Origin of the sequence: Pseudomonas sp. SBB6 (assembly GCF_024213215.1) — a bacterium.
Taxonomy (GTDB): domain Bacteria; phylum Pseudomonadota; class Gammaproteobacteria; order Pseudomonadales; family Pseudomonadaceae; genus Aquipseudomonas; species Aquipseudomonas donghuensis.
This window is the reverse complement of the sequence record NZ_JANAVH010000001.1, coordinates 354017-369895: the sequence shown is the minus strand read 5'-3', so window position 1 is coordinate 369895 and position 15879 is coordinate 354017. Positions and strand designations below refer to the sequence as shown.

Below are 15879 nucleotides of genomic sequence, written 5' to 3'. Positions count from 1 at the left end.
GATGAGCGCCGTCAGCGCCCGCGTGGCGCAGGAGCAACAGCCATTCGCGCCCCTGCAGCAGGCTCAGCAACGGGCTTTGCGCCCGGAGCTGGGTAACGCCCATGTGCGTTTCATCGGCCTGGGCAAGACCTACCCCGGCCAGCAAACCCCGGCGCTGGACGGTATCGACCTGAATATCCAGCACGGTGAAATCTTCGGCATCATCGGCCGTAGCGGTGCCGGCAAGTCGTCGCTGATCCGTACCATCAACCGCCTGGAGCACCCGAGCCATGGCCGGGTGCTGATCGACCAGGTGGACATCGGCGAGTACGACGAAGACCGCCTGGTGCGCCTGCGTCGACGCATCGGCATGATCTTCCAGCACTTCAACCTGATGTCGGCCAAGACCGTCTGGCAAAACGTCGAGTTGCCCCTCAAGGTGGCCGGTGTGCCCAAGGCCCAGCGCCAGCGCAAGGTCGCCGAGTTGCTGGAGCTGGTCGGGCTGCAGGACAAACACCAGGTTTACCCGGCGCAGTTGTCGGGCGGGCAGAAACAGCGCGTCGGCATTGCCCGGGCACTGGTGCATGACCCGCAGATTCTGCTGTGCGACGAAGCCACCTCGGCGCTCGACCCGGAAACCACCGAATCGATCCTCGGCCTGTTGCGCGACATCAACCAGCGCCTGGGCCTGACCATCGTGCTGATTACCCACGAGATGGCAGTGATCCGCGATATCTGCCATCGGGTGGTAGTGCTCGAGCGCGGGCGCATCGTTGAGCAGGGCGCGGTCTGGCAAGTGTTTGGCGACCCGCAGCATGAAGTCAGCAAGACTTTGCTGGCACCGTTGCAACCTGCCCTGCCGGCGGCCCTGCAAGCACGCTTGCAGGCACAACCGCCTGGCCCGGAGGCTGCCCTGGTGTTGAGTGTGCGGGTCAGCGGCAAGGACCGGCAGGCGCCGGAGCTGTCTGCGTTGTTCAGCTTGTTGGGCGGCCGGGTCAGCCTGTTGCAAGGTGGCATCGAACCGATCCAGGGCCGCGCTCTGGGGCAACTTGTGGTGTCGGTGGCCGACTCGCCGCACAGCCACGCGCACGTGATTGAGCGCGCCCGGCAATGGGCTGCACAGGTGGAGGTACTGGGTTATGTGGTTTGATCGCTTGCTCCAGGGTGTGCTCGACACCCTGCTGATGGTTGGCGTCTCGTCGCTGATCGCCCTGCTCGCCGGCATACCGCTGGCGGTCATACTGGTCACCAGCGGCAAGGGTGGAATCTTCCAGGCGCCGACCCTGAACCGGGTGCTCGGTGCCTTCGTCAACCTGTTCCGCTCGATTCCGTTCCTGATCCTGATGGTGGCGCTGATCCCCTTCACCCGCTTGATCGTCGGCACCACTTATGGCGTCTGGGCGGCGGTAGTGCCGCTGACCATCGCCGCCACGCCGTTCTTTGCCCGCATCGCCGAAGTCAGCCTGCGCGAGGTCGACCATGGCCTGATCGAAGCCGCCCAGGCCATGGGTTGCCGGCGTTGGCACATCGTCTGGCATGTGCTGCTGCCGGAGGCCCTACCGGGCATCGTCGGTGGTTTTACCATCACCCTGGTGACCATGATCAACTCCTCGGCCATGGCCGGCGCCATTGGTGCCGGAGGCCTGGGCGACATCGCCTACCGCTATGGCTACCAGCGCTTCGACAGCCAGATCATGCTGACGGTGATCGTCATGCTGGTAGTGTTGGTGGCGCTGATTCAGCTGGGCGGGGATCGGTTGGCGAAGGGCTTGAACAAGCGCTGAATTCATCGCTGGCAAGCCAGCTCCCACAGGTTCTGCATGCACCGGACCCTGTGGGAGCTGGCTTGCCAGCGATGGCGTAGTCAATGGTGCTGCGGCTCGCGGATCTTGTACCAGGCCACATACAGTGCCGGCAGAAACAGCAGGGTCAGCAAGGTGGCGACGATGATCCCGCCAATCATTGCGTAGGCCATCGGCCCCCAGAACACTTCGCGGGCGATCGGGATCATGCCCAGGCTCGCCGCTGCCGCCGTCAGCAGGATCGGCCGGCGCCTGTGGTTGGTCGCCTCCAGCACCGCGTCCCAGGGTGAATAGCCCTGGGCTTCGTATTCTTCGATCTGGGTCACCAGGATCACCGAGTTGCGGATGATGATGCCAATCAGCGCGAGGATTCCCAGAATCGCCACAAAGCCCATCGGCGTGCCGGTCGGCACCAGCGCCAGGACCACGCCGATCAGCCCCAGCGGCGCCACGCTGGCGACCAGGAACAGCTTCTGCACGCTGTGCAGCTGGATCATCAGGAAGGTGCCCATCATGAACAGCATCAGCGGCACCACCTTGGCGATCGGCCCCTGGGCCTTGCCGCTTTCTTCCACGGTGCCGCCGGTGGCCACGCCGTAACCCACTGGCAGCTTGCTGGCGAAGTCGTCGATCTGCGGCTTGAGCTCGGCCACCAGGTCAGTGGGCTGGATGTCGCCGCGTACCGATGCCTTGATGGTGATGGTCGGCTTGCGGTCACGGCGCCATACCAGCGGCTGCTCCAGCTCGTAGCGCACGGTGGCGAAGGCCAGCAGCGGGATCGAGGTGCCGTTGGGAGTGACGATCTGCAGGTTCTGCAGGGTCTGCGGCGTGCCACGCTCGCTGTCTTCGGCGCGGGCGATGACATCGATCAGGTAGATGTTGTCGTTGACCTCGGTCACCGGCGCGCCGCTGACGATGCTGTTCATCACATTGGCCACGTCTTCGGACGACAGCCCGAGCTGGCGCGCCTTGTCCTGGGCGATCTCGACTCGCAGCACCTTGCCCGGCTCATTCCAGTCGTAAATCATCTCGCCAATGTGTTCGTTGCTGTCGAGCAGCGAGGCCAGGGCAATGGCATGTTTGCGCACCTGGTCGATGTCCTTGCCGCTGACCCGGTACTGGATCGGCCGCCCTACCGGCGGACCCATTTCCAGGGACTGAACGTTGCTGCCGATGCCGACGAAGTCTTCGCGCAGGCGCTTCTGCAGACGCGCCATCAATACCTCGCGCGACTCCAGGCCCTTGCTGACGATCACCAGTTGGGCGTAGTACGGGTTCTGCAGTTGCTGGTCCAGAGGCAGGTAGAAGCGGATCGCACCCTGGCCGATGTAGGTGCTCCAGCGCACGATGTCCGGGTCGCCCTTGAGCGTCGCTTCGAGGCGGTCCACCGCCTTGCGGGTTTCCTCGATCGAGGCGTTCTGCGGCAGGTTGAGGTCGACGAGGATTTCCGGGCGGTCCGAGGACGGGAAGAACTGGTTCTGCACGAAACGCATGCAGAACACTGCCAGCACGAACAGCAACACGGTGCCGATGATGGTCAGCCAGCGATGACGCATGCACCAGAGCAGGCTGTTGCCGAAAGCCTTGCCGATGCGCCCCGGCTCTTCGTCGTGCGGTTTGACCTTGGTGCTGAGGATATGCACGCCGAGCACCGGGGCAAACAGTACCGCCACCACCCACGACACCAGCAGCGCCGCGGCGATCACCGCAAACAGCGTGTAGGTGTACTCCCCCGCCGAGCTGGCGTTGAGCCCGATGGGCACGAAACCGGCCACCGTCACCAGGGTCCCGGTGAGCATCGGAAAGGCCGTCGAGGTGTAGGCGAAAGTCGCCGCCTGCTCCTTGCTCTCGCCCTTTTCCAGGCGCGTGACCATCACCTCGACGGTGATCATCGCATCGTCCACCAGCAAACCCAGGGCAATGATCAGGGCGCCCAGGGAGATCCGCTGCATGGTGATGCCGCTGTACTCCATGAAGATGAACACCATGGCCAGCACCAGCGGAATCGAGCAGGCCACCACCAGCCCGGCACGCACCCCAAGGCTGATGAAGCTCACCACCAGGACGATGACCACCGCCTCGAACAGCGCGCTGGTAAAGCCGCCGACCGCTTCCTCGACCACCACCGCCTGGTCCGACACCGTGTGCACGCCCACGCCCACCGGCAGTTCGGCGATCACACTGTCCATCTTCTTGTGCAGGTCGGCACCGAACGCCTGGATATTGCCGCCGGCCTTCATGCCGATGGCCAGGCCGATGGCGGTCTGGCCGTTGTAGCGAAACATCGAGGTCGGCGGGTCGACATAACCGCGCTGGATATCGGCGATGTCGGCCAGGCGGAAGAAGCGGTCGTTGATGCGCAGGTTGACCGTCTCCAGGTCTTTCTCGGAGGCGAACTGGCCGGTGGTGCGCACCGAGATGCGCTCGGGTCCGGCTTCAATCACCCCGGCCGGGGTCACCGCGTTCTGGCTCTGCAGCGCCTGCAGGACCTGGCGCTGGTCGATGCCGAAGGAGGCCAGCTTGCGCGTGGAGAAATTCAGGTACAGCACTTCGTCCTGGGTACCGATCATCTCGACCTTGCCCAGGTTGGGCACTTCGCGGACTTCGGCGCGCACCTGCTCGACGTAGTCACGCAACTGGCGCATGGTCAGGCCGTCGGCGGTAAAGGCGTAGATCGAGCCGAACACGTCACCGAACTCGTCGTTGAAGCCCGGCCCCTGGATGCCCTGGGGAAACTCGCCGCGGATGTCCTGGATCTTCTTGCGCACCTGGTACCAGATCTGCGGGATGTCCGCCGCCTTGGTGGTGTCACGCAGGTTCACGTACACCGTCGACTCGCCCGGGCGGGTATAGCTTTTCACGTAGTCGAGGGAGTCCAGCTCTTCGAGCTTCTTTTCGATGCGGTCGGTGACCTGGTACAGGGTTTCATCCTGGGTCGCACCGGGCCAGCGGGTCTGGATGACCATGGTCTTGATGGTGAACGAAGGGTCTTCCTCACGCCCCAGGTTCATGTAGGAGAACACGCCCATCAGCAAGCCGACGAACATCAGGTACCAGACAAAGGATTGGTGCTTCAGCGCCCACTCCGACAGGTTGAAGCTTCCTTTCATTGCGGGTCTTCCTCGTCGACTATGACCTTCTGGCCCGGTTTGAGACTGTTCACCCCTGCCGTCACCACCCGCTCGCCGGCCCGCACGCCAGAGGCCAGTACTACGGTGTTGGCGGTCCGCTCAAGCAGCTTTACCTCGCGAGTAGCAACAGTTTTCTGTTGTGGATCGACGATCCATACCCGGGTTTTGTCCTCGCTTTCCAGTAATGCCGATGCCGGTAGCTCGACGCGCGGCGACACCGCCGAAGTCAGGGTGACGCTGATTGCCGTGCCCAGGTGGAACGCCAGTGGCGTATCGGCCAGGGTCAGGCGCGCGCGCCGGGTACGGGTGGCGGCATCGGCCTGGGGCTCCAGCTCTCGCAAGGTGGCAGCGGTGCTGATGCTTGAGTCCAGTTGCGAGGCGGCCAGGAACTTCAGCTCGCCGGAGACCTGCTCGGCCAGGCTGGTGGGCAGGTCGATGACCGCTTCCTTGATGTCCGGGCGGGCCAGGGTCACCACTGCTTGCCCGGCGCTCACGGTTTGCCCGGCTTCGGCCTGCCAGTTGGTGACCACCGCGGCGTGATCGGCTTTCAGCTCGCTGTAGCCGAGCTGGTCGCGGGCCTGCTCGACTGCCGCACGCGCCTGCTCCAGGGACGCACCGGTGGTTTTCAGGTCGGTCTGGGCGATATCCAGCTGGGCCTGGGCGCCCACGCCGCGGTCGAACAGCTGCTGCTGGCGGCGGGCGTTGGCCTGGGCATTGATCCACTGTGCCTGCACTTTGGCCAGGTCGCCTTCGGCGGCGCGCAACTGGTTGCGCTGGTCGGTGGGGTCAAGGCTGGCGAGCACGTCGCCCGGTTTTACCGAACTGCCGACATCCACCCAACGTCGGGCAATGCGCCCGCCCACGCGAAAACCCAGGGTGCTTTCGTAGCGGGCCTGAATGCTCCCGGCGAAGCGGCCAAGGTTTGCCTGGCTCTGCGGCTCGACCACCAGCGACAACACCGGTCGCACAGGTTCAGGCGCCTCGGCGGGTTTCCCACAGCCGGCCAGCAGCAGGGCACTGCACAACGTCAGCGTCAGCCTGTTCATTGCGCCACCCCGCTGTCGGTCGTCGGCGCCACTTGTACCTGCATTCCCGGGTTAAGCAATTGACCACCGGCCACCACCACGGTCTCGCCGCCTTTAAGGCCCTCGCCGACCACCACCTTGCCGGTGAGGTAACGGATGACCTTGACCTTCTGCAGGCTGACCTTGTGACCCTCGCCGATCACCCACACGGCCGGGTCATGCAGGTCCTTGGTCAGCGCCGACCAGGGCAGTTCGATACTCGGCCGGCCCTGGGCATCGGCAGTGGCGCTGACTGGCGAGCCCAGTTCCATGCCCGCAGGTACGTTTTTCAAGGCCACCTTGACCTGCACCGTACCGCTTTGCGCCGACACCGTCGGGGTGATTTCGCGCACATAGCCCAGGGTCTGGATCTTCGGGTTGTCGACCAGGCGCACGGTAATCGCATGCTCGCTCGGCGGCGCCACCAGCAACGACTCATAGACATTGAACACCGCGTCACGATCGCCATCGCGGGCCAGGCCGAAAATCGGCACCGTGGCCTGGACCACCTGGCCGACTTCGGCCTGGCGCTCGGTGATCACCCCGTCCGCCTCAGCCACCAGCGCGGTATAGCTCAGCTGTTCACGGGCGTTGGCCAGTTGCGCCTGAGCCGCCTTGAGGGCGCTCTGGCTGCTGCGCAAGGCGGCTTCGGCAGAGTCGTACTCGCTTTGGCTGGTATAGCCTTTGGGCAACAGCTTCTGCTGGCGGACAAAGGCGGCGGCAGTCTGGGTCACGCGTGCCTGTTCGGCAAAGACTTCGGCCTTGGCCGAGTCGACGCTGGTCTGCAGGTCCTTGGGGTCAAGACGGGCCAGGACCTGGTTGGCCTTGATGTGATCACCGACATCGACGCTGCGGGAAATGATCTTGCCGCCCACGCGAAACGAAAGGTCAGTCTGCACCCGCGCCTGGACATCACCGGTCAGGGTTACGGAAGCCGCGAAATCACTGGGTTCAACACGTTGTACACCGACTCTGGGCAGCTCGGCTTCAGCGGCTTTTTGCTCACCGCACCCCGTCAGCACCAACAACCCCCCCAGGCAGACGATCGATAAAGGACGCGACATCGTCATGCAGGCTCCTTGCACGTGCCAGATCTATTTAGGAATGCGAGTGTTAGCGTAGATCAGGGTTTCCTTGATCGCTTGTCGGCGTACACAATTCGTTCAACACGCGGAATCGGCGATACTGCCCTCTTTGCCTGAATGGACGCTGCCATGCTGACCACCCTGGCTGTCGCCAACTACCGCTCGATCAATCACTTGGTGCCTGCGCTGGCGCGCTTGATCATCCGCGCGTCGGAGCAGTGTCAGGTGTGGGTGGTGTCACATGCACGGCGCCTGGTGGCGGCGCTGGAACAGGATGCGACCTGCAATTCGATCGTGCTGGAGAAGGTGCTGGGGCAGACCCGCGTTGCCGGTCAGGGGATGCTGGATGAGCCGGCCTGGCATTGGCCGGAGTGAAACGCAATCGCGGGGCAAGCCCGCTCCTACCGATCTGTAGGAGCGGGCTTGCCCCGCGAAGGGTTTCAGATCACGCTGAAACCGGCGCCGGCGCGCGACGCACGTCCGGTTGTTTCCACGAGTCGGCAGCGCTTTCTTCGATCGCCTGCTGGATCGCCCGACGGCGACGTTCTTCGGCCTGGCGGCTGAAGTACCAGACCATGAAAGTCACCAACGACACGCTGAGCAGGATCAGGCTGGCCACCGCGTTGATTTCCGGCTTCACGCCCAGACGCACGGCAGAGAAGACTTCCATCGGCAAAGTGGTCGACCCCGGGCCCGAGACGAAGCTGGCCAGTACCAGGTCATCCAGCGACAGGGCAAAGGACATCATCCCGCCGGCTGCCAGCGACGGTGCAATCATCGGGATGGTGATCAGGAAGAACACCTTCCACGGCCGCGCACCGAGGTCCATCGCCGCTTCTTCGATCGACAGGTCCAGCTCACGCAGGCGCGCCGACACCACCACCGCCACATAGGCTGCGCAGAAGGTGGTGTGGGCGATCCAGATGGTGACGATGCCACGCTCCTGCGGCCAGCCAATCATCTGCGCCATGGCCACGAACAGCAGCAACAGCGACAGACCGGTAATCACCTCGGGCATTACCAATGGCGCGGTGACCAGGCCACCGAACAGGGTACGGCCCTTGAAGCGGGTCACCCGGGTCAGCACGAAGGCCGCCAGGGTGCCCAGCGCCACCGCAGCGATCGCGGTGTAACAGGCGATTTCCAGCGAGCGCATCACCGAGCCCATCAGTTGGGTGTTGTCGAGCAGGCCGACGTACCACTTCACCGACCAGCCGCCCCATACCGTCACCAGCTTGGAGGCGTTGAACGAGTAGATCACCAGGATCAGCATCGGCAGGTAGATGAACAGCAGGCCCAGGACCAACATCAATTTGGAGAAACTGAAACGCTTCATGCCCTGCCCTCCATCTCTTTGGCCTGACTACGGTTGAAGAGCAGGATCGGTACGATCAGGATCGCCAGCATCACTACCGCCAGGGCAGAGGCCACCGGCCAGTCACGGTTGTTGAAGAACTCTTGCCAGAGCACTTTACCGATCATCAGGGTTTCCGGGCCGCCGAGCAGCTCAGGAATGACGAACTCACCCACCACCGGAATGAACACCAGCATACAGCCGGCGATGATGCCGTTCTTCGACAGCGGCACGGTGATCTTCCAGAAGCTGTTGAAGGTGCTCGAACCCAGGTCCGACGCGGCCTCAAGCAGGCTCTGGTCGTGCTTCACCAGGTTGGCGTAGAGCGGCAGGATCATGAACGGCAGGTACGAATAGACCACGCCGATATACACCGCGAGGTTGGTGTTGAGGATCTGCAACGGCTGATCGATCCACCCCAGCCACAGCAAGAAGGCGTTGAGCAGGCCGTTGTTGCTGAGGATGCCCATCCAGGCATACACGCGGATCAGGATCGCCGTCCAGGTCGGCATCATGATCAGCAGCAACAGCACGGTCTGGGTTTCCTTGCGCGCATTGGCAATGGCATAGGCCATTGGATAGCCGATCAGCAGGCACAGCAGGGTGCTGACGAAGGCCATCTTCAACGAACCCAGGTACGCCGAGATGTAGAGTTCGTCTTCGGTCAACAGGCCATAGTTGGCCAGGTTGAGCACCACTTGCACCTTGTCTTCGATGTAGCTGTAGATCTCGGTGTACGGCGGGATCGCCACGTCGGCTTCAGCGAAGCTGATCTTCAGGACGATGAAGAACGGCAGCATGAAGAACAGGAACAGCCAGATGAACGGCACGCCGATCACCAGATGGCGCCCCTCGGGCTTTATTCGGTTGACGGCTCGCTTGAGCTTGCGCGCATTCATGACCGCAGTACCACGCCGCTGTCATCCTCCCACCAGACGTAAACCTGGTCGTCCCAGGTCGGCCGGGTGCCCTGGCGCTCGGCGTTGGCGACGAACGACTGGACGACCTTGCCGCCAGGCAGCTCGACGTAGAACACCGAATGGCCGCCCAGGTAGGCAATGTCGTGAACCTTGCCGCGCGACCAGTTGTGCTCGCAGGTCGGCTGCTCGGTGGTCACCAGCAGTTTTTCCGGACGCAGGGCGTAGGTGATGCGTTTGTCTTCCACCGAGGTGGTAACACCGTGACCAACGTAGATGTGGCGCTCAAGCTCGGGGCTGGCGATCACCGCATGGCCTTCGGCGTCGTCGACCACTTCGCCTTCGAACAGGTTGACGTTACCGATGAACTCGCAGACCAGGCGGCTGGTCGGGGTTTCATAGATGTCGATCGGGCTGCCGATCTGGGCGATCCAGCCCAGGTGCATGATGGCGATGCGCTGGGCCATGGTCATGGCCTCTTCCTGATCGTGGGTCACCATCACGCAGGTCACACCGACCCGTTCGATGATCTCCACCAGCTCCAGTTGCATCTGCGAACGCAGCTTCTTGTCCAGTGCCCCCATCGGCTCATCGAGCAGCAGCAACTTGGGCCGCTTGGCCAGCGAACGGGCCAGGGCCACACGCTGCCGCTGGCCACCGGAGAGCTGGTGCGGCTTGCGCTTGGCGTACTGGGTCATGTGCACCAGCTTGAGCATCTCGGCCACGCGGGCGTCGATCTCGGACTTGGGCATACGGTCCTGCTGCAGGCCGAAGGCGATGTTCTGGGCCACGGTCATGTGCGGAAACAGCGCGTACGACTGGAACATCATGTTGATCGGCCGCTCGTAGGGCGGCATATCGGTAATGTCTACGCCATCGAGGAAAATACGCCCCTCGGTTGGTCGTTCGAAGCCGGCGAGCATGCGCAGCAAGGTCGACTTACCCGAACCCGAGCCACCGAGCAGGGCGAAAATTTCGCCCTTCTTGATTTCCAGGGACACATCGTCCACGGCGACCGTTTCGTCGAACTTTTTCGTGACCCGGTCGATTTTGACCAGCACCTGTTTAGGTTGCTGGTCGCCCTCGAGGGCTTTCTTATAGGCACCGGAGGCAACTGCCATTTGTGAAACTCCCAACAAGATTTTTTGCGCCCGCCCCTGCCGTGACGGACCCTGGATTTTTACTTGCCCGACTTGACCTTGGTCCAGCTACGGGTCATCAACCGTTGCACCTTGGGAGGTAGCTCGGAATTGACGTACAACTTGTCCAGCACTTCTTGCGGTGGGTAAACCGCTGCGTCGGTTCGCACGTTCTGGTCCATCAGATCGCCAGCCTTGGGGTTCGGGTTGGCATAACCGACGTAATCACTGACCTGGGCAATAACCTCAGGCTGCAGCAAATAGTTGATGAAGGCGTGGGCCTCTTTGACATTCTTGGAATCCTTGGGGATCGCCAGCATGTCGAACCAGAGGTTGCCGCCTTCCTTGGGAATCGCATAGGCCAGCTTGACGCCCTTGCCGGCTTCTTCGGCGCGGGACTTGGCCTGGAATACATCGCCGGAGAAACCGGCGGCCACGCAGATGTCGCCGTTGGCCAGGTCCGAGATGTATTTGGACGAGTGGAAGTAGGTCACGTACGGGCGCACGGCCAGGAGTTTCTTCTCGGCGTCGGCGTAGTCCTTGGGGTTGGTGCTGTTGGGGTCACGCCCCATGTAGTTGAGGACTGCCGGGAGCATCTCGTCGGCCGAGTCGAGGAAGGCGACCCCGCACTTGGAAAGCTTTTTGATGTTTTGTGGCTCGAACAGCATGGCCCAGGAATCGATCTTGTCGGTACCCAGCGCCGCCTTGACCTTCTCGACGTTGTAGCCGATGCCATTGGTGCCCCACAGGTAGGGGACGGCGTACTGGTTGCCTGGATCGTTCTTTTCCAGGCGCTTCATCAGCGCCGGGTCGAGGTTCGCGTAATTGGGCAGCAGCGCCTTGTCGAGCTTCTGGAATGCGCCCGCCTTGATCTGCTTGCCGAGAAAATGGTTGGACGGCACGACCACGTCATAGCCGGTACGACCGGCCAGCAGCTTGCCTTCCAGGGTTTCGTTGGAATCGAAGACATCCTGCACCGGCTTGATGCCAGTGGCTTTTTCGAAGTCCGCGAGGGTGGTCTGACCGATGTAGTCCGACCAGTTATAAATGTGCACCGTGGGCGCCGCTTGGACGCTGATCGCCAGCGTCAGACCCGCTCCAGCCAGGATGGCCTTGCGAAATACAGAAATAGACAAGTGGGAGGTCCTCACAAATGTGCCCGTGGCAAACGACAGAAATACCTGCCGGATAACCAAACCGGCGCGCAACTTACCTTCGATGCACTCATGCCGCAAAAAAAATTTGTGCCTTCATGCTCCCTGGGCCGGATTTACACCGTGCCCAGGGAGGCAACCAGGTTTACTTGCCCGATTTGATCTTGGTCCAGCTGCGAGTGATTTCGCGCTGGGCCTTGGCACCCGGGTCAGCAATGGCGTACAGCTGCTTCTTCACATCAGCCGGCGGGTAGATGCTTGGATCGCTGGTGATGTCCTTGTCCACCAGGGGAGTCGCCGCCTTGTTGCCGTTCGGGAAACGCACGGCGTTGGTGATCTCGGCCATGACTTCCGGTTGCATCAGGAAGTCCATGAACTTGTAGGCAGCGTCGACATTGACCGCATCTTTGGGGATGGCGACCATGTCGTAGAAGGTACCGGCGCCTTCTTTCGGAATGATGTAGTCCAGCTTGACCTTGTCACCGGCCTCGTGGGCACGGGCCTTGGACTGCTCCAGGTCACCCGAGTAACCCACGGCCACGCAGATGTTGCCGTTGGCCAGGTCGGAGATGTACTTGGAGGAGTGGAAGTAGCCGACCGACGGACGGATCTTCAGGAACAGGTCTTCGGCGGCTTTGAGGTCTTCCTTGCTGGTGCTGTTGGTCGGCTTGCCCAGGTAGTGCAGCGCCGCCGGAATCATTTCGGTCGGAGCGTCGAGGAAGCTCACACCGCAGCTCTTGAGCTTGGCGATATTCTCCGGCTTGAACACCACGTCCCAGGAATCGATCTTGTCGATACCCAGCGCGGCCTTGACCTTCTCCGGGTTGTAGCCGATGCCGATGGAGCCCCACATGTACGGGAACGCATGTTTGTTGCCCGGGTCGCTGGCATCACCAACGGCCTTGAGCAGGTCTTCGTCGAGGTTCTTCCAGTTCGCCAGCTTGGACTTGTCCAGCTCCTGATAGACACCGGCCTTGATCTGCTTGGCCAGGAAGTTGTTCGACGGCACTACCACGTCGTAGCCGGACTTGCCTGCCAGCAACTTGGCCTCGAGGGTCTCGTTGCTGTCGAAGACGTCGTAAACGACCTTGATACCGGTCTGTTTTTCGAACTTGGCGACAGTGTCCGGTGCGATGTAGTCGGACCAGTTATAGACGTGCAGTACTTTGTCATCCGCGTGAACAGCACTGGCCATGGCGCCCATCAGGGACATAGCCAGCAACGTCTTGCCCAATTTCTTCATGCGTAATGCTCCAGAATTTTTATTTAGCCATCTGTTCAGCGGCCGGCTTATTCGGCGCAAGCTCCGAGCGACTGAAACAGTCGTTAGTCTGGCAAGTTACAAGGCGCTCTTTCAAGGAAAGAGGCACCTTGAAACCGATTGATGCCATTACGCTAGCCTAGCACTTGGCTAGTTCAGCGCTTCGAGCGTCAGGTCCAGGCATTTGCGCGCCTTTTCCACCAGCTCGTCGATCTCTGCATGGCTGATCACCAGCGGCGGCGCGATGATCATGGTGTCGCCCACAGCACGCATGATCAGCCCGTTGTCGAAGCAGAACTGTCGGCAGATCATGCCCACACCCCGGCCTTCGTAACGCGCGCGGGTAGCCTTGTCCTTGACCAGCTCGATGGCACCGAGCATGCCCAGGCCACGCACTTCGCCCACCAGCGGGTGATCGCTGAGCTCACGCAGACGCTTTTGCAAATACGGTGCCGTTTCTTCCTGAACCCGCTCGATGATCTTCTCGTCGCGCAAGATCCGCAGGTTTTCCAGGCCCACCGCCGCCGCCACCGGGTGGCCGGAGTAGGTGAAGCCGTGGTTGAAGTCGCCGCCTTCGCTGAGCACCTTGGCCACTTCGTCACGCACGATCACACCACCCATGGGGATGTAACCGGAGGTAAGACCCTTGGCGATGGTCATCAGGTCGGGCTTGAGGTCGTAGTAATCGGAACCGAACCACTCGCCGGTGCGACCAAAGCCACAGATCACTTCGTCGGCAATGAACAGGACCTCGTACTTGGCGAGGATCTCCTTGATCTTCGGCCAGTAAGTGTCTGGCGGAATGATCACCCCGCCGGCACCCTGAATCGGCTCGGCGATAAAGGCGGCGACGTTGTCTTCGCCGACTTCGAGGATTTTCTTTTCCAGCTGCTCGGCTGCCCATACGCCGAATTCGTCCGGGGTCATGTCACCGCCCTCGCCGAACCAGTACGGCTGCGGGATATGCACGATGCCCGGCAGCGTCCCGGCCTGCGCATGCATGCCGCTCATGCCACCCAGGGCGGCACCGGCCACGGTGGAACCGTGATAACCGTTGATGCGGCCAATGATCACCTGTTTCTGCGGCTTGCCCTTGAGCGCCCAGTAGTGGCGGACCATGCGCAAGTTGGTGTCGTTGCCTTCAGAACCGGAACCGGTGAAGAACACATGGGTCATGCCCTTGGGCGCGACGTCGCAGACGGCTTTGGCCAGCTCCAGTGCCGGTGGGTGGGCAGTCTGGAAGAACAGGTTGTAGTACGGCAGCTCGCGCATTTGCTTGGCGGCCACTTCAACCAGCTCTTCACGGCCGTAACCGACCGCCACACACCACAGGCCCGCCATGCCATCGAGGATCTTGTTGCCCTCGCTGTCCCACAGGTGCACGCCCTCGGCTTTGGTGATGATCCGCGGCCCCTTCTCTTTCAGCTGTTTATAGTCACTGAAAGGCGCCAGGTGATGCTCACTGCTAAGGGTTTGCCACTCACGGGTTTGCGGGTTGTTGACGCTCATGTGCTTCTCCGTTTGTTGACGGCCGCGGTCCTGCGGCTCCGGGTTGATCAGACTGCAAACAGCAGGAACTCACGTTCCCAGGAGCTGATTACGCGTTTGAAGTTTTCATGCTCGGCGCGTTTGGTGGCGACGTAGCCGGCAATGAATTTCTTGCCCAGGTAAGGTTCCAGCGCCTGGCAGTTCTCCATGCGCTCCAGGGCGTCCTCGATGGTCAGCGGCAGGCGCAGGTTGCGCCGCTCATAGCCACGCCCCTGTACCGGCGCACTTGGCTTGATGCCTTCGACCATGCCGATGAAGCCGCACAGCAGGCTGGCGGCGATCGCCAAATACGGGTTGGCGTCGGCGCCTGGCAGGCGGTTTTCGACCCGGCGATTCTGCGGCCCGGCATCCGGTACGCGCAGGCCCACGGTACGGTTCTCTTCGCCCCACTCGACGTTCACGGGTGCCGAGGTGTCGGGCAGGAAGCGGCGGAACGAGTTGACGTTCGGTGCGAACAGCGGCAACACCACCGGAATGAACTTCTGCAGGCCGCCGACGTGGTTGAGGAACAGCTCGCTCATGCTCCCGTCTTCGTCCGAGAAGATGTTCTTGCCGGTACGCACGTCGATGATGCTCTGGTGCAGGTGCATGGCGCTGCCCGGCTCGCCGGTCATCGGCTTGGCCATGAAGGTGGCGGCGACGTTATGCTTGAGCGCAGCCTCGCGCATGGTGCGCTTGAACACCAGGATCTGGTCGGCCAGTGACAGGGCGTTGCCGTGACGGAAGTTGATCTCCATCTGCGCCGTGCCGTCTTCGTGGATCAGCGTGTCGAGATCAAGGTTCTGCAGCTCGCACCAGTCGTAGACATCCTCGAACAGCGGGTCGAATTCGTTGGCGGCCTCAATAGAGAACGACTGCCGGCCGGTTTCCGGGCGCCCGGAGCGGCCGATTGGCGGCTGCAGGGGGAAGTCCGGGTCTTCGCAGCGCTTGGTCAGGTAGAACTCCATCTCTGGCGCCACGATCGGCTGCCAGCCCTTGTCGGCATAGAGCTTCAATACCTTCTTGAGCACGTTGCGTGGCGACAGCTCGACCGGATTGCCCTGCTTGTCGTAGGTGTCGTGGATCACCTGGGCGGTCGGCTCGATGGCCCAAGGTACGAGAAACACCGCGTTCTCGTCGGGGCGGCAGATCATGTCGATGTCAGCCGGGTCGAGCAGTTCGTAATAGATGTCGTCATCGACATAGTCGCCGGTCACGGTCTGCAGCAGCACACTCTCGGGCAGGCGCATGCCTTTTTCGGCGATGAACTTGTTGGTCGGCGAGATCTTGCCACGGGTGATACCGGTGAGGTCGCTGATCAGACACTCGACTTCGGTGATCTTGTGTTCTTTCAACCAATCGGTGAGCTGGTCGAGGTTGCTACTCATAAATACCTCAGGAGGTAAATGTCTGGACAGACGTCAGGACGACACCCGGAGTGGGCCGTCCCAGACATTCTGGATGCC

At 62.0% G+C, this 15879-nt stretch carries 12 protein-coding genes and 1 pseudogene; 3 read left to right on the top strand and 10 right to left on the bottom strand.

The features are described from left to right. Position 1: 1 nt before the first annotated feature. Both NLX68_RS01805 and NLX68_RS01800 read left to right on the top strand, forming a co-directional pair. Complete coding sequence (locus tag NLX68_RS01805; RefSeq protein ID WP_254282396.1) at positions 2 to 1129, top strand: methionine ABC transporter ATP-binding protein; 1128 nt, start codon at positions 2 to 4, stop codon at positions 1127 to 1129. Next, the gene (locus tag NLX68_RS01800) at positions 1119 to 1763 is read left to right on the top strand and encodes a methionine ABC transporter permease (protein WP_254282394.1); all 645 of its coding nucleotides are present in this window, start codon (positions 1119 to 1121) and stop codon (positions 1761 to 1763) included. Before NLX68_RS01805 ends, NLX68_RS01800 begins: the two co-directional genes overlap by 11 nt. Before the next feature lie 80 nt (positions 1764 to 1843). On the opposite strand, the gene NLX68_RS01795 is transcribed toward NLX68_RS01800, so the two are convergent. The 3 genes from NLX68_RS01795 to NLX68_RS01785 are packed head-to-tail and all read right to left on the bottom strand — an operon-like array spanning position 1844 to position 7046. Next, positions 1844 to 4891 carry an efflux RND transporter permease subunit gene (locus tag NLX68_RS01795; RefSeq protein ID WP_254282392.1) on the bottom strand — a complete coding sequence of 1016 codons (3048 nt, stop codon included), beginning with the start codon at positions 4889 to 4891 and terminating at the stop codon, positions 1844 to 1846. Beyond that, complete coding sequence (locus tag NLX68_RS01790) at positions 4888 to 5958, bottom strand: efflux RND transporter periplasmic adaptor subunit (protein ID WP_254282390.1); 1071 nt, start codon at positions 5956 to 5958, stop codon at positions 4888 to 4890. Before NLX68_RS01790 ends, NLX68_RS01795 begins: the two co-directional genes overlap by 4 nt. Next, complete coding sequence (locus tag NLX68_RS01785; RefSeq protein WP_254282388.1) at positions 5955 to 7046, bottom strand: efflux RND transporter periplasmic adaptor subunit; 1092 nt, start codon at positions 7044 to 7046, stop codon at positions 5955 to 5957. The genes NLX68_RS01790 and NLX68_RS01785 overlap by 4 nt, the downstream gene beginning before the upstream one ends. Before the next feature lie 189 nt (positions 7047 to 7235). Here NLX68_RS01785 and NLX68_RS01780 point away from each other — a divergent pair. Further along, positions 7236 to 7436: pseudogene (locus tag NLX68_RS01780) on the top strand (ATP-binding protein); the annotation flags it as partial. 70 nt (positions 7437 to 7506) lie between these two features. Here NLX68_RS01780 and NLX68_RS01775 read toward each other — a convergent pair. The 7 genes from NLX68_RS01775 to NLX68_RS01745 form a co-directional block, all read right to left on the bottom strand. Beyond that, complete coding sequence (locus tag NLX68_RS01775) at positions 7507 to 8397, bottom strand: ABC transporter permease subunit (RefSeq protein ID WP_010221198.1); 891 nt, start codon at positions 8395 to 8397, stop codon at positions 7507 to 7509. Then, entirely contained in the window at positions 8394 to 9314 is a 921-nt protein-coding gene (locus tag NLX68_RS01770; protein WP_254282386.1) for an ABC transporter permease subunit, read from the bottom strand. The genes NLX68_RS01775 and NLX68_RS01770 overlap by 4 nt, the downstream gene beginning before the upstream one ends. After that, positions 9311 to 10453, bottom strand: a complete 1143-nt coding sequence (gene potA, locus NLX68_RS01765; RefSeq protein WP_254282384.1) for an ABC transporter ATP-binding protein — start codon at positions 10451 to 10453, stop codon at positions 9311 to 9313. The genes NLX68_RS01770 and potA overlap by 4 nt, the downstream gene beginning before the upstream one ends. 59 nt (positions 10454 to 10512) lie before the next feature. Beyond that, positions 10513 to 11607, bottom strand: coding sequence for a polyamine ABC transporter substrate-binding protein (locus NLX68_RS01760; RefSeq protein ID WP_254282382.1), 1095 nt, complete (start codon positions 11605 to 11607; stop codon positions 10513 to 10515). A 163-nt stretch (positions 11608 to 11770) separates the two neighbouring features. Further along, positions 11771 to 12868 carry a polyamine ABC transporter substrate-binding protein gene (locus NLX68_RS01755; protein ID WP_100781835.1) on the bottom strand — a complete coding sequence of 366 codons (1098 nt, stop codon included), beginning with the start codon at positions 12866 to 12868 and terminating at the stop codon, positions 11771 to 11773. A gap of 168 nt (positions 12869 to 13036) precedes the next feature. Then, a complete protein-coding gene (locus NLX68_RS01750; RefSeq protein ID WP_254282380.1) occupies positions 13037 to 14395 on the bottom strand; it encodes an aspartate aminotransferase family protein in 1359 nt (452 codons plus the stop codon). 47 nt (positions 14396 to 14442) lie between these two features. Continuing rightward, entirely contained in the window at positions 14443 to 15801 is a 1359-nt protein-coding gene (locus NLX68_RS01745; protein ID WP_010221192.1) for a glutamine synthetase family protein, read from the bottom strand. Positions 15802 to 15879: the final 78 nt, after the last annotated feature.

Excerpts from the sequence above, each read along its gene's own strand:
- NLX68_RS01805 (WP_254282396.1), top strand. The coding sequence starts at position 2 with ATGAGCGCCGTCAGCGCCCGCGTGGCGCAGGAGCAACAGCCATTCGCG.
- NLX68_RS01800 (WP_254282394.1), top strand. The coding sequence starts at position 1,119 with ATGTGGTTTGATCGCTTGCTCCAGGGTGTGCTCGACACCCTGCTGATG.
- NLX68_RS01795 (WP_254282392.1), bottom strand. The coding sequence starts at position 4,891 with ATGAAAGGAAGCTTCAACCTGTCGGAGTGGGCGCTGAAGCACCAATCC.
- NLX68_RS01790 (WP_254282390.1), bottom strand. The coding sequence starts at position 5,958 with ATGAACAGGCTGACGCTGACGTTGTGCAGTGCCCTGCTGCTGGCCGGC.
- NLX68_RS01785 (WP_254282388.1), bottom strand. The coding sequence starts at position 7,046 with ATGACGATGTCGCGTCCTTTATCGATCGTCTGCCTGGGGGGGTTGTTG.
- NLX68_RS01775 (WP_010221198.1), bottom strand. The coding sequence starts at position 8,397 with ATGAAGCGTTTCAGTTTCTCCAAATTGATGTTGGTCCTGGGCCTGCTG.
- NLX68_RS01770 (WP_254282386.1), bottom strand. The coding sequence starts at position 9,314 with ATGAATGCGCGCAAGCTCAAGCGAGCCGTCAACCGAATAAAGCCCGAG.
- potA (WP_254282384.1), bottom strand. The coding sequence starts at position 10,453 with ATGGCAGTTGCCTCCGGTGCCTATAAGAAAGCCCTCGAGGGCGACCAG.
- NLX68_RS01755 (WP_100781835.1), bottom strand. The coding sequence starts at position 12,868 with ATGAAGAAATTGGGCAAGACGTTGCTGGCTATGTCCCTGATGGGCGCC.
- NLX68_RS01750 (WP_254282380.1), bottom strand. The coding sequence starts at position 14,395 with ATGAGCGTCAACAACCCGCAAACCCGTGAGTGGCAAACCCTTAGCAGT.
- NLX68_RS01745 (WP_010221192.1), bottom strand. The coding sequence starts at position 15,801 with ATGAGTAGCAACCTCGACCAGCTCACCGATTGGTTGAAAGAACACAAG.